This window comes from Promicromonospora sp. NPDC110617, assembly GCF_055598465.1.
The window spans coordinates 380,901-398,212 of the sequence record NZ_JBVKBM010000003.1; the positions used below are offsets into that span (position 1 = coordinate 380,901).

At 72.1% G+C, this 17,312-nt stretch carries 16 protein-coding genes; 7 read left to right on the top strand and 9 right to left on the bottom strand.

Features of this window, described 5'->3' with window-relative positions; translation table 11 throughout:
• Positions 1–6 precede the first annotated feature (6 nt).
• Positions 7–1,146, top strand: a complete 1,140-nt coding sequence (locus ACZ7LE_RS19385; protein ID WP_470404882.1) for a sensor histidine kinase — start codon at positions 7–9, stop codon at positions 1,144–1,146.
• Positions 1,143–1,799 (top strand): response regulator, encoded by a 657-nt coding sequence (locus tag ACZ7LE_RS19390; RefSeq protein WP_470404883.1) that lies wholly within the window; start codon positions 1,143–1,145, stop codon positions 1,797–1,799. The genes ACZ7LE_RS19385 and ACZ7LE_RS19390 overlap by 4 nt, the downstream gene beginning before the upstream one ends.
• Before the next feature lie 71 nt (positions 1,800–1,870).
• Here the strand turns inward: ACZ7LE_RS19390 and ACZ7LE_RS19395 are convergent, their stop codons facing one another.
• The 3 genes from ACZ7LE_RS19395 to ACZ7LE_RS19405 form a co-directional block, all read right to left on the bottom strand.
• On the bottom strand, positions 1,871–2,440 hold the full coding sequence (locus tag ACZ7LE_RS19395) for a dihydrofolate reductase family protein (protein ID WP_470405318.1): 570 nt from the start codon (positions 2,438–2,440) through the stop codon (positions 1,871–1,873).
• Positions 2,441–2,848: 408 nt separating this feature from the next.
• Entirely contained in the window at positions 2,849–3,469 is a 621-nt protein-coding gene (locus ACZ7LE_RS19400) for a TetR/AcrR family transcriptional regulator (protein ID WP_470404884.1), read from the bottom strand.
• Positions 3,470–3,627: 158 nt separating this feature from the next.
• Positions 3,628–4,026: an ester cyclase gene (locus tag ACZ7LE_RS19405; protein WP_470404885.1), complete on the bottom strand. Its 399-nt coding sequence runs from the start codon at positions 4,024–4,026 to the stop codon at positions 3,628–3,630.
• Between the two features lie 483 nt (positions 4,027–4,509).
• Between ACZ7LE_RS19405 and ACZ7LE_RS19410 the strand changes: the two genes are divergently transcribed.
• Entirely contained in the window at positions 4,510–5,916 is a 1,407-nt protein-coding gene (locus ACZ7LE_RS19410) for an alpha/beta hydrolase (protein ID WP_470404886.1), read from the top strand.
• A 76-nt stretch (positions 5,917–5,992) separates the two neighbouring features.
• On the opposite strand, the gene ACZ7LE_RS19415 is transcribed toward ACZ7LE_RS19410, so the two are convergent.
• Both ACZ7LE_RS19415 and ACZ7LE_RS19420 read right to left on the bottom strand, forming a co-directional pair.
• Complete coding sequence (locus ACZ7LE_RS19415) at positions 5,993–6,253, bottom strand: metal-sensitive transcriptional regulator (protein ID WP_470404887.1); 261 nt, start codon at positions 6,251–6,253, stop codon at positions 5,993–5,995.
• A gap of 11 nt (positions 6,254–6,264) precedes the next feature.
• Positions 6,265–6,429, bottom strand: a complete 165-nt coding sequence (locus tag ACZ7LE_RS19420) for a hypothetical protein (RefSeq protein WP_470404888.1) — start codon at positions 6,427–6,429, stop codon at positions 6,265–6,267.
• Between the two features lie 78 nt (positions 6,430–6,507).
• On the opposite strand from ACZ7LE_RS19420, the gene ACZ7LE_RS19425 reads away from it, so the two are divergent.
• Positions 6,508–8,259, top strand: coding sequence for an FAD-dependent oxidoreductase (locus tag ACZ7LE_RS19425; RefSeq protein WP_470404889.1), 1,752 nt, complete (start codon positions 6,508–6,510; stop codon positions 8,257–8,259).
• On the opposite strand, the gene ACZ7LE_RS19430 is transcribed toward ACZ7LE_RS19425, so the two are convergent.
• Both ACZ7LE_RS19430 and ACZ7LE_RS19435 read right to left on the bottom strand, forming a co-directional pair.
• The gene (locus tag ACZ7LE_RS19430) at positions 8,201–8,416 is read right to left on the bottom strand and encodes an SDR family oxidoreductase (RefSeq protein ID WP_470405319.1); all 216 of its coding nucleotides are present in this window, start codon (positions 8,414–8,416) and stop codon (positions 8,201–8,203) included. The genes ACZ7LE_RS19425 and ACZ7LE_RS19430 overlap by 59 nt on opposite strands.
• A 72-nt stretch (positions 8,417–8,488) precedes the next feature.
• Positions 8,489–9,355 (bottom strand): universal stress protein, encoded by an 867-nt coding sequence (locus ACZ7LE_RS19435; RefSeq protein ID WP_470404890.1) that lies wholly within the window; start codon positions 9,353–9,355, stop codon positions 8,489–8,491.
• 177 nt (positions 9,356–9,532) lie between these two features.
• Between ACZ7LE_RS19435 and ACZ7LE_RS19440 the strand changes: the two genes are divergently transcribed.
• On the top strand, positions 9,533–10,318 hold the full coding sequence (locus ACZ7LE_RS19440) for an HAD family hydrolase (protein WP_470404891.1): 786 nt from the start codon (positions 9,533–9,535) through the stop codon (positions 10,316–10,318).
• Between the two features lie 179 nt (positions 10,319–10,497).
• On the opposite strand, the gene ACZ7LE_RS19445 is transcribed toward ACZ7LE_RS19440, so the two are convergent.
• Complete coding sequence (locus ACZ7LE_RS19445; protein WP_470404892.1) at positions 10,498–13,350, bottom strand: sugar-binding domain-containing protein; 2,853 nt, start codon at positions 13,348–13,350, stop codon at positions 10,498–10,500.
• Positions 13,351–13,462: 112 nt separating this feature from the next.
• Positions 13,463–14,392: a helix-turn-helix domain-containing protein gene (locus ACZ7LE_RS19450; protein ID WP_470404893.1), complete on the bottom strand. Its 930-nt coding sequence runs from the start codon at positions 14,390–14,392 to the stop codon at positions 13,463–13,465.
• 261 nt (positions 14,393–14,653) lie between these two features.
• On the opposite strand from ACZ7LE_RS19450, the gene ACZ7LE_RS19455 reads away from it, so the two are divergent.
• Together ACZ7LE_RS19455 and ACZ7LE_RS19460 are read left to right on the top strand one after the other, a co-directional pair.
• Complete coding sequence (locus ACZ7LE_RS19455; protein ID WP_470404894.1) at positions 14,654–16,336, top strand: alpha-amylase family protein; 1,683 nt, start codon at positions 14,654–14,656, stop codon at positions 16,334–16,336.
• A complete protein-coding gene (locus tag ACZ7LE_RS19460; protein WP_470404895.1) occupies positions 16,333–17,289 on the top strand; it encodes a TIGR03885 family FMN-dependent LLM class oxidoreductase in 957 nt (318 codons plus the stop codon). The genes ACZ7LE_RS19455 and ACZ7LE_RS19460 overlap by 4 nt, the downstream gene beginning before the upstream one ends.
• Positions 17,290–17,312 lie beyond the last annotated feature (23 nt).

A 17,312-nucleotide genomic window follows, 5' to 3' on the forward strand; every position in this document is an offset into this window, starting at 1 on the left:
GGGGACGTGGTCACCTTCCGGCGCTCCGTCTGGCATGAGCCGCGGCCTGCTGACGCTCGGCCCGTCGGTCGGCTCGACTGGCTGCTGGTGGGCGTGTTCGCGGCCGCCGCCCTGGTCGAGGGCATCGTTCGGCCGGGCTTGGCCTGGCGCCCCCTGGTGACAGTCCTCGCCCTGGCGCTGATCCCTGCCCTGCTCTGGCGGCGGAGCCGACCCCTGACGGCCGCCCTGGTCGGTTGGGGCGTCGCCGGCCTGCTCTCGATCCTCCAGGTGACCGCGCACGCCGGGGACCTCGGCCTCTACTCCATGATCGCCGTCCTGATCCTGCTCTACTCCCTGGTGCGGTGGGGCTCGGGACGGGAGATCGTGCTGGGGACGGTGTTCGTGACAGTCGTCGTCGCGCTCGGGATGTATGCCACCTCCGCGGGCTGGGCCGACGTCTTCGGCGCGAGCGTCCTCCTGCTGCTCGTCGTCGCCCTCGCGGCGGTGTTCCGCTACCGCGCGGACCTCTGGCACCGCCAGCAGCGCGAGATCCGCAACCAGGAGCGGGTGGCGCTTGCCCGGGAGCTGCACGACACCGTGGCCCACCACGTCTCGGCCATCGCGGTGCAGGCGCAGGCTGGCGGCGTGGTTGCCGGCATCCAGCCCGAGAAGGCTGTCGAGGTCCTGGCCGCGATCGAGTCCGAAGCCTCGCGAACCCTGGCGGAGATGAGATCCATGGTGCGGGTGCTGCGTGAGGAGGAAGCCGTCGCCTGGTCACCGCAGCTCGGCGTCGCGGACCTGCCAGCTCTGGCACACACTGGCGCGATGCCCTCCGTCGAGGTCTCGCTGGGCGGTTCGTTGACCGGGCTGGCACGACCCGTGGACGCCGCGCTCTACCGTCTCGCCCAGGAGTCGCTGACCAACGCCGTTCGGCACGCACGGAGCGCGACCCGCGTCGGCATCGACGTCCGCCGGGACGGCGACGTCGTCAGGCTGCGTGTCTGCGACGACGGACAGACCGAACCAGGACCCGCCCCGGAGCCTGGGTTCGGCCTGCTGGGTATGGCCGAACGCGCGCAGCTCCTCGGCGGATCGCTCTCTGCGGGCCCGGGGCCTGAGGGCGGCTGGCTGGTCGAGGCCGTGCTGCCGGTGGAGGCGCCGGCATGAGCATCCGTGTCGTCGTGGCCGACGACCAGGACCTGGTCCGGACCGGCCTGGTGATGATCCTCGGCGCGCAACCCGACCTCGAGGTCGTGGGGGAGGCGGCCGACGGCCCCGCAGCGCTCGACCTGGCGACGCGGCTGCGTCCCGATGTCCTCCTCGTCGACATCCGGATGCCCGGGCTCGACGGCGTCGAGGTGACGCGGCGCCTGGCCGGGCCGGACGTGACCGACCCGATGGCGGTCGTCGTGATCACCACCTTCGACCTCGACGAGTACGTCCTCGGCGCCCTCCGCGCCGGCGCTCGCGGCTTCCTGCTCAAGGACGCCGGGCCGGAGCTCCTCGTGCAGGCCATCCACGCGGCGGCCGACGGGGACGCGCTGATCGCCCCCAACGTCACCCGCCGGCTGCTGGCGACCTTCGCGGACCAGGCACCGGCGGTACCGGTCCAGCCCGTCGACCCGCTCACCGAGCGCGAGGAGGAGGTGCTCGCGCTGGTGGCACGGGGCCGGACCAACGCCGAGATCGCCACCGTGCTCTTCGTCAGCCTGAGCACGGTCAAGACCCACGTCGCGTCGTTGATGACCAAGCTCGGCGCCCGCAATCGCGTCGAGGTGGCGATGTGGGCCTACGACACCAGACGCGTGAGAGCCGATTGACGCGACTCGCGCCCACAGGCGCGACCTGTCCGTCCAGGCTCGGCAGGGTGGCCAACGTGCCAGGACGCACGTCAAGCAGTAGCGGGCGTGGGTCGGTATCGCTGGGCGACCGCTCCCGACCGGAACTCATGACGGTCCACGAGCTCAAGCTGGATGCGCTCGCGCAGGCCGGCCATCAGCGTCGGCCCGCGCCCGGCAAGGACCGGCTGCACGACGAACTCGTACTCGTCGATCAGTCCCAGATCTGCCAAGGCCAGGGGGAGCGTCACGCCACCGACCCACAGGCCCGCGCCGGACTCCTGCTTGAGGCGCCGCACCGCTTGCTCCAGGTCGGCCCGTACCAGCTCGGCATTCCAGTCGACACCGCTCAGCGTGCTCGACACGACGTACTTCTTCGCCCGATCGATGGACTCGGCGAACGGGATCTCCCACTCACCCATCCAGTCGGGCCATGTGCCGCTGGCCGGCTTCCGCCACGCCGACTCCATCATCTCGTACGTCACGCGGCCGAACAGCAGGGCATCGGCTCGCTCCATCTCGGCGGTCCAGTAGCGCATCGACTCCTCGTCCGGAGGTAGCCCGGCCTCGTGATGGCAGCAGCCGTCAAGCGTGACGTTGATCGAATATCGAAGGGGTCTCATCTCGTTGCTCTCCCTTGCTGTGTACGCGCCCACCAGTGCCTACTCAGACGACGGCCGGCGTCAATCCTCATCGGCGCCTCGATCGCACCCCTTCGGCGCTTCGTGACGTGAACCGGTCCGCGGCCCGAGCGCGCGGCCCGATCCGGCGCTCGAGACCGGAGCGGGGGTGTGGCTGCGACACGTGCTCGGGACGCTGAGCACCCTGATGAGAGGAGCCGCGCCGCTGCCATGTCGCGGGCGACGTTCCTGCGCCACCTCACCCGCAGCACCGGCATGACCGTCGGCTCATTCCTCTCCCGAGCGCGCCTGATGGCAGCGGCAGAGCTTCTCCTGACCACGGACGCCAGGTGTGTGGGCGACGGACCTCGCGCGGCGGAGCCTGAACCCGCGAGGCACAGGCTCGCGCCGTCAGAGCTGAAGGGTCGACGTCGCCTGTGTTCTCGGCCGGAAAGCCGCCAGGGCGCGCTCGGCCACGCGTGACAGCTCGGCGCGGCTTGCGCCGGCCCCCGCTTGGACGGCTTGACCGCTGGTGACGGTGAGCAGGTATCTCGCCAGGTCTGCCGGGTCCTCGTCGGGCGGGAGGTCGCCGTCCGCGATCGCCTGCTCGAACCGGGCGGCGAGCCGCATCTCGACGCCGGCGCGGTGCACGTTGAGGAACTGCACCACACGCTGGTCGGCCCGCGAGCCGGAGACGCCGCCCTGGACGGTCAGGCAACCAGGCGGGCGAGCAGGATTGGTGCTGGCAAGGATGTGACCCCGAAGATACTCCGTGGCCACGCCGAGCGCCGTGGGCTGGGCCAGTGCCGTCTCGACGTAGCGCTGGTCGACCTGCGAATACCGTTCCACCGCCCGCTTGAACGTGGCTTCCTTGTCACCGAAAGCGGCGTACAGGCTCGGGCGGCTGATGCCCATCGCCCTGGTCAGGTCATCGAGCGTCGTCCCCTCGAACCCCTGGCTCCAGAACACGTTGATGGCCGCGTCCAGCGCCTGGTCCAGGTCGAACTCGCGGGGCCTGCCCCTACCTGCCATCTCGCACCACCACCATCAGAATGATCCGGAACTGTCCAGACACCTGATCTTAGGCGGGGGTGCGGTCGTGGACGGTGGTGGAGGCGCGGGTGGTCGCGCTCGGGTCGCCGAGCGGGGGATACCGGCCCGGAACCCGAACGCGACCACGGTCCGGGGTGTCAGACGTCCAGCTGGTCGCGCACTGCCTGCGAGTCGATGAGGTAGTTCATCTCGTAGAACTTGCCGTCGCGGACCTTGTGGAACGAGTACTCAGCGAACTCGACCGTCTTGCCCGTCGGCGCGACGCCGAACCACTCCTTGGTGTGGGTGCCCTTGTTGTACAGGCGGGCCGCGACGCGGTCCCCGTCGATGGCGATGTCTTGAGGCCGCCACTCGAAGTCCGGCACGGAGTCGCCGTGTGCCGTGAGCTCGGCGATGATGTCGGCGCGCGTGGCCGGCTTGCCGTTCTCGACGAGCTCGTCATGGACGAACTCGGTCATCCGCTCGAAGTCGTGGGCGTTGAGCGCCTCGATGTAGCGCTCGAAGACGTCCCGGATCTCGCTCTCGGACATAGACATGATGGTCTTCCTCTCTTCCCCGGAGGCTCGGGGCGTGCACTGCGCTGGTGACGGGTCACAACGTCCTCCGCGGTCTGGCTGCGGCGGCCGATGCAGTGGGTAGGAACTGCGACCTCGAGGATTCTATTCCTCGCGGTACATAATTCAGGTCGTGCGGATCGAACGCGACCGGTCGTACCCCGCTGCCTTGCTCCCAGCGACTTGTGGCAGGGCCGCCGTGTCACGTGCAGGCGCTCGAGATGTCACGGATGAGCCATGACCCCGTTGCACTGGCTGGCGGGTGTGCCGGCTGCTGGAATCGGGCGCATGATCCTGGAGCGAAAGTCCACGGCCGGCCACTCGAACGCACGCCCACCAGGTGCACCGCTGCGCAGGCCTGTGCTGGCCGCCCTTCTCGGTGCTCTGGTCGCGAACCTGCTTCCCGCCGGCGTGACCGCGGCCACCGCGTCGCCAGAGCCGGCGCCAGAGTTGTCGACAGACGCGGTGAGCTGGGGGGAGTGCCCACCCGAGGTCGCCGCACCCGGTCTGGAGTGCGCCACGCTGGATCTGCCGCTGGACTACGGCGACCCTGACGGGGCAACGATCGAGGTGGCTGTCTCGCGGCTGGCAAGCACCAACCCGGCGGAGCGACGAGGGGTGCTGCTGACCAACACCGGCGGACCCGGCGGCGAAGGCCTGGCCTACCCGGCGGGACTTCGTGACTACCTGAAGCTGCCGCAGGACCTGCTGGACCAGTACGACATCATCGGTATGGATCCGCGCGGCGTGGGTCACAGCACGCCGGTGACCTGCGACCTGACGCTGCTCGAACAGCCGACCAACATCCCGATGTACGCGCTGGACGCGGCAGGGGTCCGCGCGGAGGCCGCACGCGTGGCCGCTGTCGCGGAGAAGTGTGGTTCCGCGGAGACGGCGCACCTGCTGCCGCACATCACCACGGCCAACACCGCTCGCGACATGGACCGCATCCGGGTCGCGCTGGGGGAGCCGAAGATCTCGTACTTCGGCATCTCGTACGGCACCTATCTCGGCTCGGTCTACACCTCGATGTTCCCCGAGCACAGCGACCGGTTCCTGCTCGACAGCGCTACCGGCCCCGAGGGCTGGGACGCCGCGTTCTCCCGCACGTTCGGCGAGGGTTTCCAGGACCGGTTCCCGGACTTCGCGAAGTACGTGGCCGCCCGCCCGGAACTGGGCCTGGGCACGACACCGGCGCAGGTGAGGGCGAAGTACTTCGAGCTCGCGGCGAAGCTCGACAAGACGCCGGGCCCGGACGGCTACACGGGGGTCGCCTTCCGCTTCGCGACGTTCTCCAGCTTCTACTACGACAGCAGCCTCCCCGCGCTGGCCGAGACCTGGCGTGCGCTCGACGCCGGCACCCCGGTACCCGCGCAGCAGTCTGTGCCCGGCACGCTCGGGGACCTGGGCGCCGGGCATGGACCCGCGTCCACCGGGATCCCGGCGGACAACTACATCGCCAGCCAGCTCCACGTCATCTGCAACGACTCCGACTGGCCCGAGCAGGTGTGGCGCTACCAGCTCAACGTAGCGATCGACCGCATCCGCCACCCGATGTTCGGTGCGGCAGGAAGCAACGTCTCGCCGTGCGCGTTCTGGCCGGCGGAACCGGTCGAGCCGCAGGTCGAGATCACCGACGAGGGTCCGTCGAACGTGTTGATCCTGCAGAACCTGCGCGACCCGGCCACCCCGTTGTCCGGGGCGCGGGACCTGCGCGCTGCCTTCGGGGACCGGGCGCGCATGGTGACGGCGGACGAGGGCGGGCACGTCTCGTACCTGCGGTTGGGGAACGACTGCGCCGACGACATCGTGACGGCGTTCCTCCGCACGGGCGATCTCCCGGCGCGCGACGTCGCCTGCGGTACCGCCTGACCTGACTGGTCGCCTCGGGACGTGTCCGAGCGCCGGGACGGTGGGTCGCACCCGTGACCCGCCTTCCCGGGCATCCTCAGGCGAAGGACAGGAAGAGCTTCTCCAGCTTCTCCAGGTCGGCGGTGCCGTTCTCCTCGTCGGCCAGGCACTGCTTGAGCCCGGTGGAGATCACGGCGAAGCCGGCCCGGTCGAGCGCCTTGGAGACCGCGGAGAGCTGGGTCACCACGTCCACGCAGTCGGCGCCCTCGTCGACCATGCGCACCACCGCGGCGAGCTGGCCCTGGGCGCGCTTGAGCCGGTTGGCGACCTGCTTCATCGCGACGGGGTCGAGGTCCATGGCGAGCCTCCTCAGCGCCCGAACAGGCGGGACAGGAACGAGCGCTGCGCCGGCTCCGCGGCGTGGCCCTCGCACCGGTCACGACGGGGTACGCCGGCCATCACGTCGTCCACGTGCTGGCCGCAGCCGGCCCAGGTCGTCTTGCCGCAGGTCGTGCAGGTCACCGCTCGGCACATGTCGTTCTCCTTCTGTCGAGGTTTGGTCGAGAATACCCCCGGGGGTATATTCGCCGTCAAACCAGGGAAGGGAACTCCATGAAGACCGTCATCGTCGGGGGAGTCGCGGCGGGCATGTCGGCCGCGACCCGGCTGCGCCGCTTGGCCGAGAGCGCGGAGATCGTGGTGCTCGAGGCCGGCGACCACGTCTCGTACGCGAACTGCGGGCTCCCGTACTACGCGGGCGGCGTCATCGAGGAGCGGGACGCGCTCCTGCTGCAGACGCCGGCCTCGCTCGCCGCCCGGTTCCGGATCGATGTGCGCGTGCGGCACCGGGTGACCGATGTCGACGCGGAGGCGCACACCCTCGTGGTGCGCGACCTCGAGACGGGGCAGGAGCACGTCGAGACGTACGACAGGCTCGTGCTGAGCCCGGGGGCCCAGCCGGTCGTGCCACCGGTGCCCGGCATCGAGCGTGCGCTCGTGCTGCGCGACGTCGCCGACGTCGACCGGCTGGTCTCCGCGCTGGGCGTGCAGAGCGCGGAGACCGCCGACGGCGGCGAGGTCACGGACGGCCGGGCCCGCACCGCCGTCGTGATCGGCGGCGGTTTCGTCGGCCTGGAGATCACCGAGAACCTCGTCCGGCGCGGCCTCGCGGTCACGCTCGTGGAGCTGGCCGACCAGGTGCTCACGCCCCTGGACCCCGAGCTGGCGGTCCGGGTCCGCGACGAGCTGGAGGCGCACGGGGTGGCCGTACGCACGTCGACGCAGGTCTCGGCGCTGACGCCGGGCACGGCCGTCCTGGCCGACGCCGCGGGCGCGGTCGTGGACGAGGTGCCCGCTGACGTGGTGCTGGCCGCCGTCGGCGTCCGCCCGGACACGGAGCTGGCGGTCCTGGCGGGCGCGGAGCTGGGGCCGCGCGGCGGCATCCTGGTCGACGAGGACCTGCGCACCTCGGTGCCCGACGTGTTCGCGGTGGGTGACGCCGCGGTCAAGCGCGACGCCCTGGCCGCTGCCGGCGACCCGCAGCCGCACGCTCTCGTCCCGCTCGCCAACCTCGCCAACCGGCACGGGCGCCACGTCGCGGACGTCCTCCTCGGCCGGACCGGTATGCGGCCCTCGCTCGGCACCGCCGTCGTCGGCGTGTTCGGCCTGACCGCCGCGACCGTCGGGCGCAACGAGCGGCGGCTGCGCGCCGAGGGACGCCCCTACCGGGCGATCCACACGCACCCGAGCCAGCACGCCGGCTACTACCCGGGGGCGAGCCCGCTGGCGCTCAAGCTCCTCGTGGACCCGGAGACCGACCTGATCCTCGGCGCCCAGGCGGTCGGCCGCGACGGCGCCGACAAGCGCATCGACGTGCTCGCCACCGCGATGGCCGGCGGGCTGACCGCCTCGGACCTGGCCGACCTGGAGCTTGCCTACGCCCCGGCGTACGGCTCGGCCAAGGACCCGGTCAACATGCTCGGCTACGTGGCCGACAACCTGCGCACCGGCACGACGCGCAGCGTGCAGTGGCACGAGCTCGACGAGCTCGCGGACGGCGGCGCGACGCTGGTCGACGTCCGCACGCCGGCCGAGCACGGGGACGGTGCCGTGCAGACGGAGCGCGACGGCGAGTGGTCCTCCGCGCTGAACATCCCCCTCGACGAGCTGCGGGCGCGGGCCGGTGCCGAGATCCCGGCCGACCGCCCCGTCGTCGTCCACTGCCAGGTGGGCCAGCGCGGCCACACCGCGGCCCGGCTCCTGACCCAGCTGGGCTACGACGTCCGCAACCTCGACGGTGGTTACCTCACCTGGCGGGACGCCAGGCGAGCACGGGCCACCGGCAGTTCCCTGCGCACGGCCTGACGACGTGCTGACGGCCGGCCTGCTGACCGGCCGGCCTCAGCGCGATGAACCCGCCGTCGACGTAGAGCTCCGCACCGGTGACGAAAGACGCGTCGTCGTTCGCCAGGTAGGCGACCGCGGCGGCGATCTCCTCCGGTCGGCCGAGCCGGCCCCAGATCGCCGATGCCGGCGTTGTTCACCAGCACGTCCAGTCCGCCGAACGCCGTCACTCGTGCCTTCTCTGCTCGGGTCAGTCCTGGTGGTGGGCCACGACGACGGGGTGGTGCGACCGGCGGAGCACCGCGTCGGCGACGGAGTACCGAAGTCGCCCGGCCGTCGGGGAGTGCGGACGCCCGCCGAGGACGATCAGGTCGCCCGGACCGAGCTCGTCCAGGAGCACGTCCGCGGGGTTCCCGCCGCCGAAGACGACGGTCTGGGCGACCGTGGGGTACTTCTCGGCCCATCGGGTGACCTGTCGTCGCACGCCGTCCAGCTCCGCCTCCTGGTGCGCCGTGTCCGGTCCGCCGAGGTCGAGGCCCCCGGCGAGCTCGGGTTCCCGCACGTGCACCGCGACCAGCGAGCAGGAGCGCTGCCGGGCCTCGGCGAAGCCCAGGTCGAGCTGGGGTCCGGCGTCGGCGTTGCTCACCGCGACCACCACCCTGCTGGGATCGCCGGCGGACGCGCCGGCCGGGATCACGGCCACGGGCCCTGGCGCCGAGGCGGCGAGCGAGCCGGACACCGAGCCGAGCACCGCCCGGTCCAGTCCGCCGAGCCCGCGCCGTCCGACGACCACCAGGTCGGCGGACCGCGACCGTTGAGCGAGTACGTGGGCGGGATCGCCGTGCACGACCTGCTCCTCGACCATGTGCCCGCCCGGATGTGCACCGTCGAGCCGGGTGACGGCGTGTTCGACGGCGTCGTGTGCTGCCACGCGCAGGTCCTCGACGCTGACGCCCAGGGTGCCGGCCATGTTCGCCGGCGGGGTGACGTAGGCGCTCACCACGGTCAGCTGCGCCCCGTGGCGGTCCGCGGTCAGCGCCGCCCAGTCGAGGGCGGCCATGCTCGGCGGAGAGCCGTCGACCCCGACGACGATCCCGCGTTGCCAGGTGTTGCGCATGTTCGTCTCCTCGGTACCGCACCCGCTCCGGGTGACTCCACCAGCGGACCATCCGGTACCTGCACCGCAGCAGTGCTGTAGGGCCTTGGTGTCCCAACCTTCGTCCCGCGCCCGGTGGGACGTAGGTCCCTCGACGGCGCCACGGAGGAACCGCGCCCGGAGGCGCAGAGTGGTGTCATGGGCAACGGGCCGCTCGCCGTGCTGGACCTCGGGGTCGTCGACGCCGTGGTCCTCGACACGGACGGCGTCGTCACGGATACCGCACGGACCCATGCCGTCGCCTGGAAGCGGGCTTTCGACGAGCTCCTGCGCGATCTCGGCCGCCGGACCGGCGCCATGCCGCCACCGTTCGACGTCGAGACCGACTACCTCCAGTTCGTCGACGGCCGGTCACGCGAGGACGGTGCCCGGATGTTCCTTGCCTCCCGAGGCATCACGCTGCCCGAGCAACGCGGCGACGCCGCCGACGTCCGGGGGCCGGGGACGCTCTCGGCGCTGCTCGATCGGAAGACCCGTTACTTCCTGGACGAGGTGCGCACGGGCGGCGTCCGGGCGTTTCCCGGCACGGTGCGTCTGCTGCGCGAGCTCCGCAGGCGTGGTGTGAGCCTCGCCGCGGTGTCGGCGAGCCGCAGCTGCGGGACAGTCCTTCGTGCCGCTGGAGTGGCCGGCGACGTCGACGTGCGCGTGGACGGCCTCGACGCGTCGCGGCTGGGACTGCCCGGCAAGCCTGACCCGGCGTTGTTCCTGGAGGCGGCCCGGCAGCTCGGGGCCCCACCCGGCCGGTGCGCGCTGTTCGAGGACGCGTTGGTGGGCGTCGAAGCCGGCCGGCGTGGCGGCTTCGGGACCATCGTCGGCGTGGACCGGCATGGTTCGCTCCGCACCGCGATGCTCGACGAGGGCGCGCACCTGGTGGTCGGCGACCTGGCCGAGGTGACCGTCGTGGGGACGCGTTCGGCCTCCTAGAGCGTAGGGCGAACGTCCCCGGCACCTGGGACTGTCGACCCTCTCGGTACTGCCGCCGCCTGCGGCAGCCTTGAGGGAGATCACGGACACCGCGGACAAGGCGGTCCGGCGTCGGCGGGGGACGGCGACCACCGGGGGTCGTCGAGCACGAACCCCGCGGTCCCGCCGACGCGCCGACGTCATCGCAGGACGGTCGCCAGCTCGGTCGCCGTGACGGTCTGGGTCGGTGCGAAGTCGGCGCCTGCCATGTACTCCAGCAGGCTCCGCCGGAACTGACGTGCCGCGAGGCGGTCACCGCCGGCGTCGAGGTGGGGGTTGAGGTTGAGCGAGCTGACCATGATGCGGCCCGTCCCGATCCTCGCTTCGAGCAGCACACCGAGCCGCCGCGCCTCGAACCACGTGTCGATCGGCTGGGCGACGGGCCGGAGCCCGGCGGGAAGCCCGTCGAGCAGCATCGCCTTGGCGCCGTGCAGCAGCTCCCACCACTGCCAGTCGGTGGTGCCGCCGGTGGGGAACAGGCGGAAGGCAGGGTGTTGCGGGTCGTGCAGGACGCCGAGGGTGTGCGGCGCCTGCCCCTTGGTCCAGGCGGTGTTCCAGAAGGCCGGCGTGAACCCGAGCGCGACGTCGTTGCCGATGCTCCCTGCGCCGAGCTCGAGCAGGACGGCGGCGCCGTCGCTCGCCCGCTCGATCGCCTCCGCGAGGTCGCTCGTCACCACCACCCGCCCGGGGACCCTCACGTCCTCGGCGGCCGGGTAGACCCACAGGTCCCAGTCGTTCTCGTACCGGGCGCCCGCGGCGTCCTGCACCGTGACGGCCAGGGTGACCTGCGTGGGACCCGCGACCAGACCGGCGGGCACGCGGACCGGCCCGAACCGGGTGCCGTTGCCGACGGGGACCCGCACGCCCCGAGCGACCGGGCCGCTGCCGACCTCGGCGCCGTCCTGGTCGCGCAGCGTCCAGGTCACGTCCGCGTCGAGCGGCGCCGCGCCGAAGTGCGCCAGCTGCACCTCGAACTCGATCTCCTGGTCGGCGGACCAGACCCGGCGCGGCAGGCGGACCAGTGGGACGGTGGGGCCGCAGAACCGGGCGAACTCGTCGGCGGTCGCGTAGCCCTTCGACTCCCAGAAGGGGTTGAGCACGCCCACGAGTGCGGTGCCCTGGCCGGGGAAGTCGGTCAGCCCGAGCAGGTGGAAACCGCCGAATCCCTCCGTGCGCAGCGCCGCCTCGATGTCCTCCTTGTAGCAGAGCAGCTGGAGCCGGCCCGAGGCCTGCAGGAAGGCCCCGGCCTGGTCGGACATGCCGCCCTGCTCGAGGAAGTCCGCGAAGATGCCGAAGTTCTCGGGCCGCAGCAGGCCCGTGTACCGCGCCACCTCGTCGAAGTCGGGGTAGGCGCACCACTGGCCGATCTCGTGGCTGACGATCGGGCGCGGGCGGGACTCGACCCATTCGCGGTAGTCGGACCGGGTCTCCGGCGGCCGGCCGTTGAGCCGGGAGCTCAGCCCCTCGCCCCAGCGGTGGGCCCGGGGATCGGGGATGTTGTCGAAGTCGTTCTCGGCGAGAGCGGGCCAGCCCGCGCCGCTGGTGTACAGACGCCGGGGGTCATAGGTGCGCCAGGTGGTGACCCACGAGGCGAGGAACTCCGCGTCCCTGCCGCCGGGCTCGTTCCCGTGCGCCATCATGATGAACGAGGGGTGGTTGCCGTAGGCGTCCAGGATGCGACGGGTCTCCTCGAACAGGTACCCGTCGACCGGGCGTGCCTCGCCGAGCGCGGCACCCTGGTTGGCCCAGACCGGGCCCTCGACGTGGAGGTAGAAGCCGGCCTCGTCGGCGGCGACGAAGGCAGCCTCCGGCGGGCACCAGGAGTGGAAGCGGAGCAGGTTGAGGCCGTGCTCCTGGCAGACGGCGACGATGCGGCGCCACGAGCCGACGTCGGTCGGCGGGTAGCCCGTCAGGGGGAAGACGCAGGACTCGAGCGTGCCGCGCACGAACGTGCGCCGGCCGTTGATCGTCACCTGCGTGTCCTCGACCCCGACCTCGCGCAGGCCGAACACCGTGCGCGCGGTGTCGTGGTGCTCGCCCCCGCCCACCACCGTGGCCAGCTCCACGGTGACCTCGTACAGGGCGGGCTGGAACTCGTCCCACGTCAGGGCGTCGTCCCCCAGGGGCAGGTCGAGGTCCACGTGCGCGCCACCCGACGTCAGACCGCGTTCCCCCAGGTCACGGCTGTACTCAGCCTCGAACCCGACCTCGACCGGCCCGGCCTCGTGCTGCCCGGGCACGTTGAACCGCCGCGCCGAGACGCGCACGCTGCCCGTGCCCGCACCGGCGCTCCCGGCGGCGAGGTCGACCTTGACCCGGGCGGACCGCGCGGCGACGTCCGGTAGGACGCGGACCCGGCTGATACGCACCCGCGGCGTCGCGGTCAGGGTCAGGGAGCCGACGATGCCGTTCCAGTTGCCCTGGGTGTGGTCGGAGATGCTGTGCGCGTTCGGGCCCACGTCGATCACGGTCCGGTTGTCGACACGGACGGTGATCAGGTGGTGGCCGGGGGAGGGGCGGCCGAGGTCGAAGCGGTGGGCGGTGGTGAGGCTGCGCTCGCTCCCGACGAGGACGTCGTCCAGCCACACGGTGGACTCCCAGTGGACGCGTTCGAGGGACAGGACGACGTCGCGCTCCGACCAGCCGGACGGGATCTCGACCTCGCGCTGGAACCACGCGGCGCCGCGGTAGTAGACCCGGGGCTGCAGCCAGAACGGCACCGCGACGCTGCCCGGCTCGCGGTAGGGCGCGTAACGGTCCTCGGTGAAGAAGGAGCGGTCCACGATGCTGCCCGTCCAGGGCGTGTCCACGCCGACGGGGTCCCCGAGACCCTGGTGCTGGACGGATCCGGGGAGCGTCAGGGCCTGCGTGTCCCTGGGCAACCCCTCGCGGAACCACTGGCGGACCTCGCCCACGCCCTCGGGGTCGAGGGCGCAGCGCCACTGGCCGGCCAGGTCGAGCGACCAGAGGGACACGGATTCGTCGGTGAGCATGCCTCGACCCTAGGACCGGTCCCCGGAGCGCTGAAGGGACGATGCTCTGCACTGCATGGACGATCCTGTGATGCACCGCGCGGTCATCGTCCGGACCGCGGGCGCCGCGACGTCAGCGGTTCTTGCGTGCTCGATACTCGCTGGGGCTGACCGAGTGGATCTTGCGGAACTGCCGGGAGAAGTACAGCGGGTCCGGGTAGCCGACCTGTCGCGCGACCGACCCGATCGTGCGGTCGGTGGTGTCGAGGAGCTCGCGCGCCGACGCCATGCGCAGTCGGGTCTGGTACTCGAGCACCCCGAACCCGGTCGCCCTGCGGAACAGCGCCGCGTAGTGGGACGTGCTCAGACCGGCCATGGCCGCCAGCTCGGGGACGGAGACGCGCTCCGCGACGTTGGCCCGCAGGAACTCCAGGGTGGACTCGATCGGCGCCGTCCGCTCGGCAGCCGTGCTCCGGCCGGCGGCGATCAGGGCCAGGGCGTGCCAGGCGGCGCCGGCCGCGGCGATCAGGCTCGACGCCGTCTCGTCGCGCTCCATGCGGCGCAGCACCGTGTCGATCAGCGCGACCACGCGGGACGGGTCGGCGAGGCGGACGACCGGGCGCCGGACGGTGGCGTCCATCGCCTCGAACAGGCCGCCCGCGGCGGGACCGGTGACATGCATCCACCAGATCGTCCAGGGGTCGGACCGGTCAGCCTGGTAGCGGTGCGTGGTTCCCGCCGGGATGATCAGGGCGTTGCCCGCCTCGACCTGGTGCACGCCGGACGGCATCGAGCAGGTGCCGCTCCCGGCCGCGCAGACCAGCACGATGTGCTGAGGCGCCCCGTGCGGCCTGGTCAGGGAGTGGCGCGCCGCGCGGGGGAAGAACCCCACGTCCGTCACGAGGAGCTGTGCCGTGGCGGGCTGAGTCCTCGCGAGGGCCACCAGGGGCTCGGGCAGGACCCGCATCCGCTGGCCGGGGAAGCCCTCCCCGAGCTGAGGGGTCCACCGGTCGTCCACGGGTCGGACCGTCGTTCTGTCCATACCCTCCGCGGGATCGAGCATCCCCCGAGCCTAGCCGCGGCGCGTCAAGGACGGACGGCGTCCGGGTTCCCCACGCGACGTCGGCGGGCTGTTGCTCGTGCAGGCGGAATGTGCGAGTCGTCCTGCTTCATGGCACTGTGCCAGCAGAGGCGCGCGGTCCAGCACCGGCCGTGCAGCAGCGTTCCTGATACGAGGCGACGATGACCCACGGACCCACCAGAACGCGCACGTCGAACCGCCGGCCACGCGACGTCGCGCGCCCCGAGAGCTGAGGTGCGGTCAATGGTGCGTTCCTCCTGGTACTCCGACGCGGTCATCTACCAGCTCGACCCGCGCCTGTTCGCCGACTCGAACGACGACGGCTGGGGCGACCTGCGCGGGATCACCGAGCGGCTGCACTACCTGCGTGGGCTCGGCGCCACGTGCGTGTGGATGCTGCCGTTCTACGCCTCACCGTTCCGGGACGGCGGCTATGACGTCAGCGACCACCTCGTCGTCGACCCCCGCCTGGGCGACCTGGCCGACATGGCCCACCTGCTCGAGACCGCCGAGGACCTCGGGCTGCACGTGCTCGTCGAGCTGGTCACGCAGCACACGTCCGACCAGCATCTCTGGTTCCAGGAGGCACGGCGGGACCGGCGCTCGCCCTATCGCGACTACTACATCTGGGCCGACGAGCCGAGCAGCGACATCCAGCCGATGTTCCCCGACGTCGAGCCCCGGACGTGGACCTGGGACGACGAGGCGCAGCAGTTCTACCGGCACGCCTTCTACTCGCACGAGCCGGACCTCGCGCTCGACAACCCCCGGGTGCGCGACGAGCTGTACCGGATCGTGGCGTTCTGGCTGCGCATGGGGGTCTCCGGGTTCCGCGTGGACGCCGTCCCGATGATGCTGGAGCGAGCCCGGGCCGCCCGGCCGGACACGGACGGCCAGTGGCTCGTCCGGGACCTGCGGGCGGCCGTGTCCGGGCAGCGGACGGGGGCCGTGCTGCTCGGCGAGGTCGACGTCGCACCCGACGAGTACGCCCACTACTTCGGGGCCGACGGGCAGGGCATGACGATGCTGCTCGACTTCTGGCTCAACAACCACCTCTTCCTCGCCCTGGCCCGCGGGCAGGCGGAGCCGCTGGAGCGCGCGCTGCGCAACCAGCCTGCGGCCCCGGACGGCGCCACCTATGCGCACTGGCTGCGCAACAACGACGAGCTGAACCTCGTCCGGCTCTCCGCGGACGAGCGGGCGGAGGTGCTGGACACCTTCGCCCCGGAGACCTCGATGCGGGTCTACGACCGTGGCATCCGGCGCCGCCTGGCTCCCATGCTGGACGGCGACCCGCGCCGCATCGCCCTCGCGCACGCGGTGACCCTGTCGCTGCCGGGGCCCCCGGTGCTGCGCTACGGCGACGAGATCGGGATGGGCGACGACCTCGACCGGCCGGAGCGTGAGGCCGTCCGGACGCCGATGCAGTGGTCATCGACGCCGTCTGCGGGCTTCTCGAACGCCGTGCCGGACCAGTTCCAGGCGCCGGTGGTCGCCGGGCCCTACGGCCCCGAGCACGTCAGCGTCGACGAACAGAGCGTGCGCGACGGCTCCCTGCTGCACAGGGTCGGCGCCCTGGTGCGCGCCCGGCTCGGACTGAGCGAGCTCGGCCGGGTCCGCCCGGAACCGTGGGACCTGGGCGTGCCGTCCGTGCTGGCGCTGCGGTACCAGGTCGAGGAGTCCAGCGTGCTCCTGGTGGCCAACCTCGCGGACGAGGACGTGGTGGCCCGCCTGCCCGCCGGCGAGGTGGCGGTCCTCGAGGCGGGGCAGGCCCGCTACGTCGACGTGCACGTGGACCAGGACTACGCCCCCGTGGAGGCCGACGGACGCATCCCGGTCGCCGGGTACGGGTACCGGTGGCTGCGCCGCACGATCGACGGAGACGCGGTCGGCAGCACGACAGCCTCGAGCGAGGAGAACGCATGACGGTCGTCGGCTTCCACGTCTCGCACGAGCAGCTGCACCCGGCCGAGGGGCTGCGCGTCGCCCGGCTGGCGCAGGACGCCGGTTTCGACGCCGCGATGTGCTCCGACCACCTCGCGCCGTGGAGCGAACGGCAGGGCGAGTCCGGGCTCTCCTGGTCCTGGCTCGGCGCCGCGCTCGCCACGACCGGGCTGTCCTTCGGCACGGTGTGCGCCCCGGGTCAGCGGTACCACCCGGTGATCGTGGCGCAGGGCATCGCCACCCTCGGGGCGATGTTCCCGGGTCGGTTCTGGGTGGCGCTCGGCTCGGGGGAGTACCTGAACGAGCATGTGACGGGGGAGCCGTGGCCACCGAAGGCCGAGCGCGACGCGCGGCTCGCCGAGTGCGTCGAGGTGATCCGCGCTCTGCTGCGCGGCGAGGAGGTCGACCACGACGGCCGGGTCGTCGCGCGCCAGGCCCGGCTGTGGACGCTGCCGGAGGTGGTACCCGCACTGCTGCTTCCCGCCCTGACACCCGAGACGGCGGGCCGGCACGCGGCGTGGGCGGACGGCCTGATCACCGTGAACCAGCCGGTCGACCGCCTTCGACGCGTCATCGAGGCCTACCGTGAAGCCGGAGGCGCGGGCGACGTCGCCGTCCAGGTGCACCTCTCGTGGGCACCGACGCCGGAGGAGGCCGAGGCGGTGGCGCTCGACCAGTGGCGGACGATCACCAGAGGGCCCCAGGTCGCCGCGGACACCCCGACGACCGCCGCGTTCGACGAGCTCGGCCGCGACGTCGGCGTGGACGACGTGCGCCGCGCCGTACTGGTCTCGGCGGACCTCGGCGAGCTCACCGCACGCATCGCCGAGCTGCGCGACGCCGGCGTCGACCGCCTCTACCTGCACCATGTCGGACGACGTCAGGACGCGTTCATCGGGGCGTTCGGCGAGCGCGTCCTGCCCGCGCTGCGCTGACCGCGGCCTGGCACGCGGCTCCG

Coding starts and splice junctions, on each gene's coding strand:
- ACZ7LE_RS19390 (WP_470404883.1), top strand. CDS start 1,143: ATGAGCATCCGTGTCGTCGTGGCCGACGACCAGGACCTGGTCCGGACC.
- ACZ7LE_RS19395 (WP_470405318.1), bottom strand. CDS start 2,440: ATGAGACCCCTTCGATATTCGATCAACGTCACGCTTGACGGCTGCTGC.
- ACZ7LE_RS19400 (WP_470404884.1), bottom strand. CDS start 3,469: ATGGCAGGTAGGGGCAGGCCCCGCGAGTTCGACCTGGACCAGGCGCTG.
- ACZ7LE_RS19405 (WP_470404885.1), bottom strand. CDS start 4,026: ATGTCTATGTCCGAGAGCGAGATCCGGGACGTCTTCGAGCGCTACATC.
- ACZ7LE_RS19415 (WP_470404887.1), bottom strand. CDS start 6,253: ATGGACCTCGACCCCGTCGCGATGAAGCAGGTCGCCAACCGGCTCAAG.
- ACZ7LE_RS19420 (WP_470404888.1), bottom strand. CDS start 6,429: ATGTGCCGAGCGGTGACCTGCACGACCTGCGGCAAGACGACCTGGGCC.
- ACZ7LE_RS19425 (WP_470404889.1), top strand. CDS start 6,508: ATGAAGACCGTCATCGTCGGGGGAGTCGCGGCGGGCATGTCGGCCGCG.
- ACZ7LE_RS19435 (WP_470404890.1), bottom strand. CDS start 9,355: ATGCGCAACACCTGGCAACGCGGGATCGTCGTCGGGGTCGACGGCTCT.
- ACZ7LE_RS19440 (WP_470404891.1), top strand. CDS start 9,533: ATGGGCAACGGGCCGCTCGCCGTGCTGGACCTCGGGGTCGTCGACGCC.
- ACZ7LE_RS19445 (WP_470404892.1), bottom strand. CDS start 13,350: ATGCTCACCGACGAATCCGTGTCCCTCTGGTCGCTCGACCTGGCCGGC.
- ACZ7LE_RS19450 (WP_470404893.1), bottom strand. CDS start 14,392: ATGCTCGATCCCGCGGAGGGTATGGACAGAACGACGGTCCGACCCGTG.
- ACZ7LE_RS19455 (WP_470404894.1), top strand. CDS start 14,654: ATGGTGCGTTCCTCCTGGTACTCCGACGCGGTCATCTACCAGCTCGAC.
- ACZ7LE_RS19460 (WP_470404895.1), top strand. CDS start 16,333: ATGACGGTCGTCGGCTTCCACGTCTCGCACGAGCAGCTGCACCCGGCC.